The 11,893-nt window shown below is 58.2% G+C and carries 9 protein-coding genes and 2 tRNA genes; 6 read left to right on the top strand and 5 right to left on the bottom strand.

The genetic code is table 11. The features are described from left to right. Positions 1-294: 294 nt before the first annotated feature. Together HMPREF2847_RS11150 and orn are read right to left on the bottom strand one after the other, a co-directional pair. Positions 295-370: transfer RNA gene (locus tag HMPREF2847_RS11150), tRNA-His, on the bottom strand. A 143-nt stretch (positions 371-513) separates the two neighbouring features. Then, positions 514-1,167, bottom strand: coding sequence for an oligoribonuclease (orn, locus tag HMPREF2847_RS11145; RefSeq protein WP_070852545.1), 654 nt, complete (start codon positions 1,165-1,167; stop codon positions 514-516). Positions 1,168-1,460: 293 nt separating this feature from the next. On the opposite strand from orn, the gene HMPREF2847_RS11140 reads away from it, so the two are divergent. After that, positions 1,461-2,105, top strand: coding sequence for a TetR/AcrR family transcriptional regulator (locus HMPREF2847_RS11140; protein WP_070852543.1), 645 nt, complete (start codon positions 1,461-1,463; stop codon positions 2,103-2,105). A 56-nt stretch (positions 2,106-2,161) separates the two neighbouring features. Here HMPREF2847_RS11140 and HMPREF2847_RS11135 read toward each other — a convergent pair. Beyond that, positions 2,162-2,234 (bottom strand) — tRNA-Arg (locus HMPREF2847_RS11135). Between the two features lie 110 nt (positions 2,235-2,344). Between HMPREF2847_RS11135 and HMPREF2847_RS11130 the strand changes: the two genes are divergently transcribed. From HMPREF2847_RS11130 to HMPREF2847_RS11110, 5 genes are all read left to right on the top strand, one after another. Continuing rightward, the gene (locus HMPREF2847_RS11130) at positions 2,345-4,492 is read left to right on the top strand and encodes a bifunctional copper resistance protein CopD/cytochrome c oxidase assembly protein (protein ID WP_070852541.1); all 2,148 of its coding nucleotides are present in this window, start codon (positions 2,345-2,347) and stop codon (positions 4,490-4,492) included. A 233-nt stretch (positions 4,493-4,725) separates the two neighbouring features. Then, positions 4,726-5,265: a single-stranded DNA-binding protein gene (locus tag HMPREF2847_RS11125; RefSeq protein ID WP_038628068.1), complete on the top strand. Its 540-nt coding sequence runs from the start codon at positions 4,726-4,728 to the stop codon at positions 5,263-5,265. 303 nt (positions 5,266-5,568) lie between these two features. Beyond that, positions 5,569-7,239 (top strand): energy-dependent translational throttle protein EttA, encoded by a 1,671-nt coding sequence (ettA, locus tag HMPREF2847_RS11120; protein ID WP_016422285.1) that lies wholly within the window; start codon positions 5,569-5,571, stop codon positions 7,237-7,239. Positions 7,240-7,375: 136 nt separating this feature from the next. Further along, positions 7,376-7,819: an acyl-CoA thioesterase gene (locus HMPREF2847_RS11115; protein WP_048734885.1), complete on the top strand. Its 444-nt coding sequence runs from the start codon at positions 7,376-7,378 to the stop codon at positions 7,817-7,819. Positions 7,820-7,825: 6 nt separating this feature from the next. Next, entirely contained in the window at positions 7,826-8,626 is an 801-nt protein-coding gene (locus tag HMPREF2847_RS11110; RefSeq protein ID WP_070852539.1) for a DUF8185 domain-containing protein, read from the top strand. A 36-nt stretch (positions 8,627-8,662) separates the two neighbouring features. Here the strand turns inward: HMPREF2847_RS11110 and HMPREF2847_RS11105 are convergent, their stop codons facing one another. Both HMPREF2847_RS11105 and pepN read right to left on the bottom strand, forming a co-directional pair. Then, complete coding sequence (locus HMPREF2847_RS11105) at positions 8,663-9,061, bottom strand: globin (protein WP_070852538.1); 399 nt, start codon at positions 9,059-9,061, stop codon at positions 8,663-8,665. 67 nt (positions 9,062-9,128) lie between these two features. Next, a complete protein-coding gene (gene pepN / locus HMPREF2847_RS11100) occupies positions 9,129-11,831 on the bottom strand; it encodes an aminopeptidase N (protein ID WP_070852536.1) in 2,703 nt (900 codons plus the stop codon). Positions 11,832-11,893: the final 62 nt, after the last annotated feature.

The raw sequence follows: 11,893 nt of genomic DNA, 5'->3' as shown, positions 1-11,893 counted from the left end.
CCCATTATCGGGGACACTCACAAGGTAACGGGCATCCAAAGGCTGGGGCAAAATAACCACGCCCGGGAAAGGCGCACATTTTGTCCTTGAACTCCAGAAACAATGGGCTGCAAATGTGAAACTGTGTGAGTTTATGACACTTTCATGCCATTTTTTGGGTCATTTTTGACATAAACGTAGTCAGTAACTCGCATTGGCCCGCTGCCGCTAAACATAAACGCAGTCGGCGGATTCTAGGGGTCGTGGAAACACAAAAACCCTCGGCCAGGAAAATTCCTGGCCGAGGGTTCTACTTGGGGTGACTGACGGGACTCGAACCCGCGACACCCAGGATCACAACCTGGTGCTCTACCAACTGAACTACAGTCACCATTACCGCATTAAATGAACTGTTTTCTCAGTTCATCTCTGCAGCGAACTATATGGTAGCCCACAGTGGGCTGGAAACAAAAACAGCAGGTCAACCCGGATAAATTTGGAAAGGGTTAGGGTTTGGGGCCGTCGTAAAGCGAGCTAGCCGCGAATTTCACCGTACTTTTCTGTGGATTCCTTGCTTGCGGCGGAAACAGCGTCGGCATCGGGGCCAGGGTGGGGTAGGAGCATGGCGCGGCGGTAGTAGTCCAGCTCGCGGATCGACTCCTTGATATCTGCGAGAGCTCGGTGAGCGAGACCCTTTTCTGGAGCGCCCTTGAGAACCTGGGGGTACCAACGGCGGGCCAGTTCCTTGAAGGAAGAGACATCAATCATGCGGTAGTGCAGGTGCTGATCGAGCTCTGGCATGTAGCGGTGGATGAACTTGCGGTCGGAAGCAATCGAGTTTCCTGCCAGCGGAGCGGTGCGGGGCTCGGGAACCCACTGGTGGATGTAGTCCAGAACAGCTTGTTCGGCGTCGGCGACATTTGTCTTGCTTGCGCGAATCTCCTGATCCAGGCCGGACTTTGCATGCATCTTGGTGACGAAATCGTCCATCTGTGCCAATTCGGTCTCGGACGCGTGCACGACGATGTCCACGCCTTCTCCAAGCACGTTGAGGTTGGCATCGGTGACGAGAGCCGCGATTTCGACAATGACGTGGCGCTCGGGCTCGAGGCCTGTCATCTCACAGTCAATCCACACAATTCGGTCGAGCACAGTGGAGAGCTGGAGATCGGGATCGGGCTGAGCCATGATTTCACCTTTCGCTGAGATTCGGCATGTTTCTCCAGTGCGCCCTATTTTGTGCCCGGACGGGGCTGTGGGGCACGTGTTGACTACGCCCAGCTTAGCGATGTGGATTGTGATGCGGTTGGGCGCGTGGATTGGCGCGTGGTTTGGCGCGTGGTTTGTGGAGCGAACTGCGGGGAAACGAAATTAACTGGAAAGTGAGGTTTTAGAATTGGACAACGTGGCATGAACTAAATCGACCTATTTGCCTGATAAAATTACTTCTGAATTCGGATTTCAACGGGAGAAATAGTTACATGGATGAGACGAGTCGTGTTGGCGACGCTGCTCAAAGCAACACCGCGGCACAGAAACCATCCGTCGATGATGTCATCATTGCCGCTGCGCGTGAGAGCGTAATGACTGTTGGCTTGCGTAGGACTTCGATTGCAGAAATTGCTCGCAAGGCAGGGGTTTCGCGGCCGACTGTATATCGCCGTTACGCCGATATTGGCGAGCTTCTCGCGGAAGTGACCAACCGCGAAATCCTGCACATGCTTGAGGGGCTCCGTTATGTCCCGGGCGATTCACGCGCTCGTATGTTGCTGCGTATTCGAATCGTCGTTCAACGCATCATTGAAAGTGACTTTTTCCCTGGCCTGGTCAAGACAGATCCCGACCGCGTCTTAGAAGCGCTCACTGGGGAGATGAGCGACACTCAGCTGGAAATTGTGGAGAAGTTTATTCTCCCCGGTGTCCGTCACGGGCAGGAAGACGGCACTATTCGCGAGCACGATCCATATCTGCTGGCGCGAAACATTTACCGTCTGATTCAGACGATGGTGTTGGTGTGGCGTCCGGATGGCAAGGGCGCGACGCTAGACAAGAAATCTGTCGAAGAGGTCGTCGACATGGTTGACCGCTACTTGCGTCCGGATCCTGCGGATAACAAGAAGAACTAAGAAGTAAAAAACCCGCCTGATGCTGGTATAAAACCAGGCCAGGCGGGTAATTTTTGCGCCCCCAGAAGGATTCGAACCCTCGACCAATCGGGTAGAAGCCGACTGCTCTGTCCACTGAGCTATGGAGGCTAGCTAAGAAAAGCATTGTAGCGTCTCTAATGTAGCCAATCACAACCGGTTCTCATCCCAGCGCTGTTACCGGTTCTGTTCTAGGGACTTTGGTCGCTAAGCTTAGGGCTATGACTGCCACAACCAAGGCCGAGACCTCTCCGCCTGTTAGCAAGGATAAGAAAGTCCGTAAATCTGCTGGTTGGTACGTTGTTTTTGTGCTTATCGGCGGCGTTCTAGCTGGTTTGCTCTCGATGGCGTTCAACATGGATTCGCGCGCCACGTTGGGCATTCCTGATCCCGGCACAATCACTACCTTCGGGTTCCCATTCGCCAAGGCGGCCGGTGAGTTGCTCGCTTGCCTCGGTGTCGGCTCGTTTATGCTCGCCGCTTTCGGTACGAAGCAGCGTGCCGACGGCACTTTGGGCCTCGACGGCTACACGGCATCCCGCACGGGTATGTGGGCCATGCTCGGCTGGGGTCTCATGGCGCTGATGGAGATTCCACTGGTTCTCTCCGATGTGTCGGGCCAGCCGCTGTCGACGACGATCCAGCTGAGTAACTGGGCTGTGTCCTTGGAGCAGACCAAGGAGGGCTTGGCGTGGCTGTGGGTAGCTATTTTTGCGGGCATTGTGGCGCTTGGTTCATCGCTGACTCGTAAGTGGATTTGGCAGCCGGTGTTCTTCGCCATCAGCTTGGTGTCGATGATGCCGTTGGCTGTTGTGAGCCACAACGCCTCCGGTGGTGCGCATGACTACGGCACCAACTCCTACATCTGGCACTTGACTTTCACTGTGTTTTGGGTCGGCGGTTTGATGGCATTGGTTGGCCACGCGCGTCGTCGTGGTGAGTGGATGCCAGAAGTCGTGAAGCGCTACTCCTTCGTGGCGTTGGTTGCATTCATTGCAATGTCTGCCTCTGGCTTCATTAACGCAGCCATCAACATCGACTGGTCTGACCTGGTCAGCAATAACTACGGCATCATGGTGCTGGTCAAGGCGGTGCTCACCATCTTACTGGGCCTGTGTGGCTATGTGCACCGCAAGATCACCATCCCGGAGATTGAGCGCGCTCAGTCGAATCGCCCGTTCTGGCGACTGGCCATTGTTGAGGTCATCATTATGGCGCTGACGATCGGCGTTGCCGTGGCTCTCGGCCGTACTCCGCCGCCACCGAATTTCTCTGAGCAGGCCGGTGGTGAGGGCCTACCGTCCATTACGCAGATGCAGGTCAAGCTCGGCTACAACCTGGAGATCCCATTCGGCTGGGAGGCCATGTTCACGCAGTGGCGCTTTGACATTTTCTTCGGCTCTGCCGCCATCATTGCCGCGTGGATTTACCTGTACTGGCTCTACTTGCTGAAGAAGCGTGGAGGAACCTGGCCACTGTCCAACACCCTGTGGTGGCTCGGCGGTTGCGTCACGTTGCTGTTTACTTCGTGCAGCGCCCTGGGCGTGTACATGCCGGCTCTGTTCTCGGTTCACATGATTGCCCACATGCTTTACTCCATGGGTATCCCGGTCATGCTGGTGCTGGGTGGGCCGGTCACGCTCGCGCTGCGTGCGCTGAAGCCGGCCGGCCGCGACGGTTTGCCGGGTATTCGTGAGTGGCTGGTGGTCTTCATCAACAATCCGGTGTCGCGTTTCCTCACGCACCCGGTGGTGGCAACTGTGCAGTTCGTTGCAGGGTTCTATCTGCTCTACATGACGCCGATTTATGACTTCCTGGCAGACGAGCACGCCGGTCACGTGTTCATGAACATCCACTTCTTGATCTCCGGTTACATCTTCTACTGGGTCATTATCGGTGTCGATGCTGCGCCACAGCAGATTGAACCGTCGGTCAAGCTGGTCACGCTGATGGGTTCGTTGCCGTTCCACGCTTGGTTCGGTATTTCGCTGATGCAGTCGCAGAAGGTGCTTGCCGAGACCTACTACGCCAGCCTGGATCTCCCTTGGGCAGTCAATCTCCTGGAGGATCAGAACGTCGGTGGTGCCGTCGCGTGGGCCGCCGGTGAGGTTCCGCTCTATATCGTCACCGTTGCGCTGTTTGTGCAGTGGCGACGTTCCGATGAGAAGGATGCAGCACGCTACGACCGCGTCGCAGACCGCAACAACGATGAGGAGTTGGCTGCATACAACGAAATGCTCGCGCGTATGAGCCAGCAGGTCGGTGTCGGTGGCGAAGATGAGCGCGACTACTACACCTCAGAGGTTGACGCGCAGCATCCGGTGCACATGGACAATCCGATTGATGCCTCGAAGAGGCGTGGAAGGTAGCGTCGTTAAGCAGATTTCGTTCGCTTGACGACGAGGATTGCTGCGACCTCGCCCCTTACCTTCATATGAAGCCTGTGGATAGTTGTCTTTTAGACGAACTTATCCACAGGCTTTTTGTTTGCCTCTTTCGCTTGCCTCCCGGAGCCGGAAAAGTAATTGGCACGGCACGAATGAGACATCTTCGGATTATTCGGCCGAAGTAGGTAAACGCTTTCTTTTGGGGGAGGAGCCCGATGTCTGAGGCAGTTATTACCGTGGTGGGCAATGTGGTCCATCATGTGGAAAATCGAAATACCAATTCTGGGGCAAAGGTCTGCAAGTTTTCTGTGGCATCCAGCAAGTCATGGAAGGGGGAGAATGGTTGGGAGCAGTCGGAGACGTCATATTTTGATGTTGAATGCTGGGGCAAACTAGCCGAGAACGTGAATAACACGGTGTGGAAGGGCCAAGCCGTTATTGTCCACGGTCACGTTCGTACGGATCGTTGGGAGGGCGATGATGGTACGAAGCATCAGCGCCAGAAGATCATTGCTAAGGCGGTGGGGCCGAATCTGCGTCGTCACCTGGCAACGGTCAAGACTATGACTGAGAAGCCGCATGAGTCGCCGACGGGTCTTGGTGAGGCTTCTGCTGGGGAATCGGACGCCTCGGTTACCGAGACAGTGCGTACATTCAGCGCTGGTGCTGGCGACGCTAGTGAGGCTGGGAACACAAGTGCAGCTCGTGCTGAGCAGCAAGAAATGGCTGGTGCAGGAGCTAGTGCGCCGTTTTAGTGACGGAGTTAGTTGGCCAGTTCCAGGCAAGGAGTTAGTTGGTCGTTCTAGAGCGGATTAAAGGGAGTGCCGCTAAAAGAGGGGAGGGGTATTTGCTGCATGTGAGATGACGCTGCTGAGAAAGGGGAGGGACCGCATACGATTCAGCAGCGTTATCTCGCAGCTAGTTTTGCTAGCAGCCTGGCAGAGATGTTGGTGGGAAAGGATTGCGGGTACGCCCATGTAGATTGTGCCTTTTGGTTCCTATGCGTAACCTCTACAGGGATTGCTTATTTCCTTTTTACGAGGGGACGAAATTCCACCATGGGTGAGTTCATCTACCAGATGAAAAACGTGCGCAAGGCGCACGGCGATAAGGTTATTCTCGACAACGTCACCATGGCGTTTTACCCGGGCGCAAAGATCGGCGTGGTCGGTCCGAACGGCGCAGGTAAGTCGTCGATTCTGAAGATTATGGCTGGCCTGGATCAGCCGAGTAACGGTGAAGCTTTCCTGGAGCCGGGCGCCACTGTTGGCATCCTGCTGCAGGAGCCTCCGCTGAATGAGGAGAAGACCGTTCGTGGCAACGTCGAGGAGGGCCTCGGCGACATCTTCGAGAAGAAGGCTCGTTTTGAAGCCATCGCCGAGGAGATGGCCACCAATTACACCGACGAGCTCATGGAAGAAATGGGCAAGCTCCAGGAGGAGCTCGACGCCGCTGATGCTTGGGAGCTGGATTCCAAGATTGAGCAGGCAATGGATGCACTTCGCTGCCCGCCGGCAGACGAGCCGGTTACTCACCTCTCCGGTGGTGAGCGTCGTCGTGTAGCACTGGCTAAGCTGCTGCTCTCCGAGCCGGATCTGCTGCTTCTCGACGAGCCCACTAACCACCTGGACGCCGAGTCCGTGCTGTGGCTCGAGCAGCACCTGGCTAAGTACCCGGGCGCTGTCCTGGCCGTGACTCACGACCGTTACTTCCTGGATCACGTCGCTGGCTGGATTTGTGAGGTCGACCGCGGCAAGCTCTACCCGTACGAGGGCAATTACTCGACTTACCTGGAGAAGAAGGCTGAGCGCCTTGAAGTTGCAGGTAAGAAGGACGCCAAGCTGCAGAAGCGCCTGAAGGATGAGCTGGCGTGGGTCCGCTCGGGGCAGAAGGCTCGCCAGGCCAAGAACAAGGCCCGTCTGGAGCGCTACGAGCAGATGGTGGAGGAAGCCGAGCAGTACAAGAAGCTCGACTTCGAAGAAATTCAGATTCCGACCCCGCCGCGCCTGGGTAACCAGGTTGTTGAGGTCAAGGACCTGGAGAAGGGCTTTGATGGCCGCGTCCTGATTAAGGACCTGTCGTTCACCCTGCCGCGTAACGGCATCGTCGGTGTGATTGGCCCGAACGGTGTTGGTAAGTCCACCTTGTTCAAGACCATCGTGGGGCTGGAGCAGCCGGATTCCGGTGAGGTCAAGGTCGGTCAGACTGTTCAGCTCAGCTACGTTGACCAGGGCCGTGAAAATATCGATCCGGAAAAGACCGTCTGGGAGGTTGTCTCTGATGGTCTCGACTACATCGTGGTCGGCCAGAACGAGATGCCGTCTCGTGCGTACCTGTCTGCCTTTGGTTTCAAGGGCGCGGACCAGCAGAAGCCGTCGAAGGTTCTCTCCGGTGGTGAGCGCAACCGTCTGAACCTCGCGCTGACCCTCAAGCAGGGCGGAAACCTTATCCTCCTGGATGAGCCGACTAACGACCTTGACGTCGAAACCCTGTCTTCGCTGGAAAACGCACTGCAGAACTTCCCGGGCTGTGCCGTGGTCATTTCCCACGACCGTTGGTTCCTGGACCGCACCTGTACCCACATCCTCGCATGGGAAGGCAACTTCGAAGAGGGCAAGTGGTTCTGGTTCGAGGGCAACTTCGAGGGCTACGAGAAGAACAAGATTGAGCGTTACGGCGAGGAGGCTGCACGCCCGTCGCGTGTCACTCACCGTCGCCTGACCCGCTAATCAGTTTCCCGCGAATCTGATCTTTGCCAACGGCAACGCCCGGAACCGTGTGGACTGGCTCGCACCAGTGCACAGGTCCCGGGCTTTCGCGTTATTTGCAGGTTCGTAGCTCCAGAAAACGCCTATAGTTCTGGGTATGACTGAATCAGCACCATTTCGTACCAACGTCGCTATCCGCTGGTCTGATTTCGATCAGTATGGTCACGCTAACAACACCGCATTCCTGGAATACGCCCAGCAGGCTCGTCTGGACTTTGTGATGCGCGGCCTCGGCGGCGGGGCAGGTATGCCTGCGGCAGTGGTGCGTCGCCTGGAGATTGACTACGTCCGCGCTATCTTGCCGGACACCCAGGAAGTTGTGGTTGAGACCGAGATCATCAACTTCGGTCGCACCTCTTTCACACTCCGCCAGACTATCTCCGACCAGCATGGTCACATCGTGGCTGTGCTCGAAACCGTGATGGTGATGTTTGATCTCAAGACTGCGAAGGCAGTCGAGCTCTCCCCGTCTGCCCGCCGTGAACTGGAGCGTTTTGCAGCTCCCGCAATCGAAGACAACAAGGAAGACCAGGACAAGTAATTCGCCGTGACCACTTCTCATCCCGCTGCCGAGCTGACCTTCGGCACTCCCGATGCCCTGAAGAACCTGGGCGTCCTAGCCCATAAGGCCTACGCCCTCGACGAGAACACGTTGCTTCGCATCCGCGCACGAAAGACCGCCGCCGGTATCAGTTCCTCGCCCGAGCCCACCGCTGCGCCAGCAATGTCACAGGTATGGGTGAAGACCCCGATCGGCCCGCTCGCCATGCGCACAATTGCGCTACACGCGCTTCCCGACGACATCATCGTCACTGCCGCGGAGATTAAAGACATCGCAGTGCGTGCCTTTGCGCAGGCAAAATCATCCGACAATGCGGAGGACAAGGAAGCTTCGCTCACCGCGCTGCCGTATCGGGTGCATGCGCAGTCGGCGTCCTCCTGGCCGGGATTCTTGCCAGTTCCGGAAGGATGGCAGGTTGTCGACTATGTTCCGGCCACTGCTTTCCGGACTCTCGAGAAGCAGGGGCGCGCGGTCGCGGTGGAATCTTCCGGCCCCATGGGTATGCCGCCATCTCTGCTGGATCAGAAGGTTCTCACTGTCAGCGGAGAGGCCGGTGAAGCCGCCGTTGACTCAGGGGAGGGGCAGTCGCAGGAGACGTCGAAAAGCGTTGTCGACGTGACCATGCGGGATGTGTTTGCGCTGTGTGCGATGGGCTTCATTCCAGAGCAACCGGATGAAAAAGAGCCGGTGCGCGTGTCCACGAAGGGACGGTGGCACCGGCTGGATGGGCGGTTTGGCTCGATCTTTACGCTCGAGTCCTTTGGCGTGCTGCCGCTACTGAACTAGCGGGGCTGCTGAATTAGCCGGGCAGGGGCCTAATTCCTACTGCGCGTCGAAGCGGTTGATGAGCATGTCAGCGACCTGCACCATGTGGTTCCACATGGCTTCGCGTTGAGGGCGGGGGAGCTCTTCATCGGAAATGTCTGCGAGTGAGGCGCTCATGATCTCCAGCCAGCGGCCGCGTTCGGCTTCGCCGATGGAAAACGGCATGTGGCGCATGCGCAGGCGCGGATGACCACGCTGTTCGCTGTACGAACGCGGCCCGCCCCAGTACTGGACGAGGAACATGCGGAGTCGATCCTCGGCGCCCTCCCAGTCATCGCTGGGGTACATCGGGCCGATGAGGTCATCGGAACGCATACGCGTGTAAAAGCCATGGACGATGCGATTGAAGACATCCTCGCCGCCGACGGAGTCAAAGAGCGTCTGAGAAGTTGTCATGGCACCAAGTCTATCGACTTGATGCCACGAAAACGATAACGACCAAAGTGCCGGCCGAAATCACTTGCTACTTCGCGTCGAACTCGCGGGCGCGAAGAGCAAGCTTCACCAGGAACTGCTGCTCAGAGATGATTCGCTTGACCGGCGATGCAGTCTCATCGCTGTCGAGCAGGCGCTGAGCGGCCACAATTGCCTCATCGCTGATCTCCCAGGTGGGGTAGAAGCCCTCGAGCAGAGTCTGGGCCGTCTCGGAGGAGAACTGCTTCCACCAGCTGTTGGCAACGGCGAAGAAGTGCTCCGACAGCGAAGTCGCCGACTGCTCCGCGTTGATGGTGGCGCGGGAGTCGTCGTCAAGCGCCTGTGCGAGCACCTCACCCGAGCCCGGCGCGTTGAAGCCGGCCAGCAAGTGGCGAATGACAAGGTTCGACGGGGCATCGTTGCCGGAGACCGTCGCCTCTGCCCAGACGCGGGACTTGTTGGCGAGCGTCGGCACGGAGGCGCGGCAGGCGATGGCGGCCTGCGCACCGAGTGCCGAGTTGTCGGTCTTTTCAAGCTTTGCGATGGCTTCCTCGCCCTCGAGACCGGCGGAAACCAGCGGCTTCAGGGCGCGCCACTGCATGTCGGTGTCTACCGTGACAGCTGGGAAACCAGCCTTGTCTGCGTCGCCAGTGTAGATGGCGCGCAGTGCGTCAACGACGTCGCTATTCGACGAGCCCACGGTGGTCAAAGCGTTAACGAAAACCAGGGCGCGGTCGGCGTCGGTTTCCTTCTTCGCGTAGTCCAACAGGCCCTGAGCCAGCAGGTCGCGGCCGGTGGAATCAGCCCACTGTGGATCGGCGTAGACGTTGACGGCGCTGACCGCCTGAGCGATGACGCGCTCCAGGACGGAGAGCTTGTCCTCGCCCGGGATGCCGCGGAGCACCAAGTTGGCGAAGTCGCGAGCGCGCATCTGGCCTGCGCGAACCATCTGCCAGGTCGCGGACCAGCACAGTGTGCGTGCCATTGAATCGGTGAAGGCGCCGATGTTGTCGATGACGGTGGCAAGCGAGCCTTCGTCCAAGCGGATCATGCTGTAGGTGAGATCGTCGTCGTTAACCAGCACGACATCGCCGACTGGGGTATCGACCAGTTCTGGGATTTCGGTGCGGGCACCACGGACGTCGATTTCCACGCGCTTGGTGCGCTCGAGTACGGCATCCGATCCGGTGCCGCGCAGGTTGTAGATACCCACGGCGATTCGGTGATCGCGGAGTTCTCCGGCACCCGGCTCGGCACCTTCCTGTATGACTGCGAAGGAGGTGTACTTACCGGCCGACTGGCGGAAGTCCGGTGCCAGGGTGGTGATGCCAGTAGTGGTCAGCCACTGATCGGCCCAGCCAGACAGATTGCGACCCGAGGCCTCAGAGAGCGCGTCCAAGAGGTCCGCGAAGGTGGCATTGCCAAAGCGGTGACGGGCAAAGTGCATACGGGCACCGGCGAGGAAAGCATCCTGACCAACGTAGGCGGCCAGCTGCTTGAGGGTGGACGCGCCCTTGGCGTAGGTGATGCCGTCGAAGTTCTGCTCGACGGTGTCAATGTCGCTGGCGTCGGCGGCAATCGGGTGCGTCGACGGTAGCTGATCCTGCTTGTAGGCCCAGGCCTTTTCGACGTTGGCGAAAGTGGTCCAGGCGTGGCTGTAATCGGAAACCTCGACCTGAGCGGCGGCGGCCGACCAGGTGGCGAAGGACTCGTTGAGCCAGAGGTCATCCCACCACTGCATGGTGACCAGATCGCCGAACCACATGTGAGCCATCTCATGCAGGATGGTGTCGTTGCGGCGCTCGTAGAGGTAATGGGTGGGCTTGGAACGGAACACGTACTCGTCGCGGATGGTCACGCAGCCGGCGTTTTCCATCGCGCCCATGTTGTACTCCGGGCAGAAGATCTGGTCGTATTTACCGAACGGGTACGGCTCACCGAAATGCTTGGCGTAGAAGTCGAAGCCTTCCTTGGTTTCCTTGAACAAGGTGTCGGCATCGAGGTATTCGGCGATGGACTGGCGGCAGTAGAGTCCCAGTGGAATGGTCAGTTCGCCATCCGGCTGGTGCTCAGCAGGGGTTTCCGGGTGCGGTGCGACAGTGCCGGTCCACGAGTCAGTGACCTCGTGCCACGGGCCCGCACAGACTGCGATGAGATACGTCGACAGCGGAACATCCACCGAGAAGTCGAAGGTGTCGGCCTCATTGCCGTGGACATCGGTGGTGGCGCCGGTCTTGGCCACCGAGTTGGAAATAACCTTCCAACCCTTCGGTGCCACGACGTGGATTGAATACGTCGCCTTCAAATCCGGCTGGTCAAAGCAGGCGAACACGCGCTTGGCGTCGGCAGTTTCAAACTGCGAGTACAGGTATGTTTCGCCGTCGGCAGGATCCTGGAAGCGGTGAATGCCCTGGCCGTTGTTGGTGTAACGGCAGTCCGCGTCGATAACGACGGTGTGGTCACCTTCGGTCAGGTCCACGTTAATGCCGGTCTCGCTGGCATAGCGAGCGGCCTCCGTGGCATCGACGCCGTCGATGGTCACACTCTTAACAACCGCATCACGCAGATCAATAAAGGTGGAACCAGCGCGCTTCGCCGTCAGAGAAATTGTGGTCTTGGAAGCGAATGTTGGTGCGCTGTGTGGCCCACCGACGGGTGCGGTAGTGAGGTCGAGAGAGATGTCGTAGTGGGACACCTCGAGCATGGCCGCACGCTCGGCGGCCTCGGTCCTGGTTAGGTTCGTGGAAGTCATGCGACAAGTGTAACCACGACCCCGGATTGGGAATCGGGCGGTAGCGGGGTGAGCGGGGCGAC

It is taken from the genome of Corynebacterium sp. HMSC074C03 (assembly GCF_001838285.1).
Taxonomy (GTDB): domain Bacteria; phylum Actinomycetota; class Actinomycetes; order Mycobacteriales; family Mycobacteriaceae; genus Corynebacterium; species Corynebacterium amycolatum.
This window is presented reverse-complemented; position numbering and strand designations above follow the sequence as displayed.

Excerpts from the sequence above, each read along its gene's own strand:
- ettA (WP_016422285.1), top strand. The coding sequence starts at position 5,569 with ATGGGTGAGTTCATCTACCAGATGAAAAACGTGCGCAAGGCGCACGGC.
- orn (WP_070852545.1), bottom strand. The coding sequence starts at position 1,167 with ATGGCTCAGCCCGATCCCGATCTCCAGCTCTCCACTGTGCTCGACCGA.
- HMPREF2847_RS11115 (WP_048734885.1), top strand. The coding sequence starts at position 7,376 with ATGACTGAATCAGCACCATTTCGTACCAACGTCGCTATCCGCTGGTCT.
- HMPREF2847_RS11130 (WP_070852541.1), top strand. The coding sequence starts at position 2,345 with ATGACTGCCACAACCAAGGCCGAGACCTCTCCGCCTGTTAGCAAGGAT.
- HMPREF2847_RS11125 (WP_038628068.1), top strand. The coding sequence starts at position 4,726 with ATGTCTGAGGCAGTTATTACCGTGGTGGGCAATGTGGTCCATCATGTG.
- pepN (WP_070852536.1), bottom strand. The coding sequence starts at position 11,831 with ATGACTTCCACGAACCTAACCAGGACCGAGGCCGCCGAGCGTGCGGCC.
- HMPREF2847_RS11140 (WP_070852543.1), top strand. The coding sequence starts at position 1,461 with ATGGATGAGACGAGTCGTGTTGGCGACGCTGCTCAAAGCAACACCGCG.
- HMPREF2847_RS11105 (WP_070852538.1), bottom strand. The coding sequence starts at position 9,061 with ATGACAACTTCTCAGACGCTCTTTGACTCCGTCGGCGGCGAGGATGTC.